This window comes from Exiguobacterium sp. UBA6282 (assembly GCF_002440475.1).
Taxonomy (GTDB): Bacteria; Bacillota; Bacilli; order Exiguobacteriales; family Exiguobacteriaceae; genus Exiguobacterium_A.
Map to the genome: position 1 here is coordinate 1,494 of NZ_DJUM01000032.1, position 1,390 is coordinate 2,883.

At 42.5% G+C, this 1,390-nt stretch carries 1 protein-coding gene and 2 pseudogenes; 2 read left to right on the top strand and 1 reads right to left on the bottom strand.

Features of this window, described 5'->3' with window-relative positions; translation table 11 throughout:
- Positions 1–356: pseudogene (locus B2751_RS09825) on the bottom strand (methyl-accepting chemotaxis protein); the annotation flags it as partial.
- 171 nt (positions 357–527) lie between these two features.
- Here B2751_RS09825 and B2751_RS09830 point away from each other — a divergent pair.
- Both B2751_RS09830 and B2751_RS09835 read left to right on the top strand, forming a co-directional pair.
- Positions 528–950: a CBS domain-containing protein gene (locus B2751_RS09830; protein ID WP_035410212.1), complete on the top strand. Its 423-nt coding sequence runs from the start codon at positions 528–530 to the stop codon at positions 948–950.
- Between the two features lie 141 nt (positions 951–1,091).
- Positions 1,092–1,390: pseudogene (locus B2751_RS09835) on the top strand (bifunctional diguanylate cyclase/phosphodiesterase); the annotation flags it as partial.

Genomic DNA, 1,390 nt, shown 5'->3' on the forward strand with positions numbered 1-1,390 from the left:
GAGTTTTCGATTTTCGATGAACCGTACTTTTCTAGGACGCTATAGATATCGCTCGCTTTTTGCGTCGGAGGAGTAGCCGGATCGGGTTGTTTCGTTTGATCCGTGTAGTTCGGTAAAGCGCCGTCCGCTCGGTTGAACGGAAGACCTGCGAGTAAGGTCGTATCCTTCTTCGTATCATCAATGATTCGTGTAAAGGATTGTTCGAGTTGCTTCAAAGCGGTTTGTGACGTCGAGTCTACAAGCTGATCGACGGTTTGGCTCGTCTGATCATAAGAAAACCAGGTCGAGGCACCGAGAGTGAGAGCGGGCAATAAAATAAGCCCGATGAACAGGCGACGCGTGATCGGGAGGCGCATATGTATTCTCCTAACTAAATAGTCTTTAAATTCTGTCTACTTGGAATATCGGAATAGTATGACCAAATATGAAGGAATTATGTAGAGATTTTCATCATTTGAGAAATGAATCGGAGCAGGGTTCATGATAAAATGAAAAGGGTGTCACAGAGTGGCTAGGGAGGAACAGAAATGAATATTGCTTTTTTCTTATTACCTAAAGATGAGGTGAAATATTTAGATCCTGAGTCAACGGTCAGACAAGCACTAGAAAAGATGAAACATCATCGTTTTACGTCAGTCCCACTCGTTGATAATAAAGGGAAATACGCAGGAACGCTGACAGAAGGCGATGTCTTGTGGGCGCTCGAAGCAAATCTCGAGCATGCCGATTATGACCATGTCTTGCAGACACGTTTAACCGATATCAAACAACGCGTCCGTTATAAACCGGTCTCGATCACAGCGCAAATGGAAGAGATGATTGAAGTCATCACGGATCAAAATTTCGTACCCGTCATCGATGACGGAAGACATTTCATCGGGATTATCCGACGACGTGACATCATCGATTATTTTGCTAAAAAAGTAGCGCGTGAGAACGTCAGTTATTAAAAAAGAATAAAACTAGTAAAAAAAGCACTTATTTTCGCAGAAATGTGGGAAGACGTGCTTTTTATTGACCCAAAACGACTTCAGGAAACGGTATGAGACGACGATATAGAAACATAATGACAATTTAGGGAGGACGATGTGTTGCGACGTTTATCACCAGTCTTCATCGTAGAAGCTTTTCGAAGACGCTCCTACTATAAAACGTTCTCATGGATGATTGCGATCATCGGGTTATTAGCATTGATCGTCGCATGTCAACATTTGATGAAAACACTCGAAGAAGGTTATCGCTTCAAAGCATCAGGAAAAACGATTGCTGAAGTGACACCATTTAATCATGCTGAACAAGAAGTGACACGCTATTATTTTTCATCATTGAATGAGGACACGGATGTTCTACAAGCGTCCAAACAATCCGATCGTGCATTGGAACAACTAAC

Coding starts and splice junctions, on each gene's coding strand:
- B2751_RS09830 (WP_035410212.1), top strand. CDS start 528: ATGAATATTGCTTTTTTCTTATTACCTAAAGATGAGGTGAAATATTTA.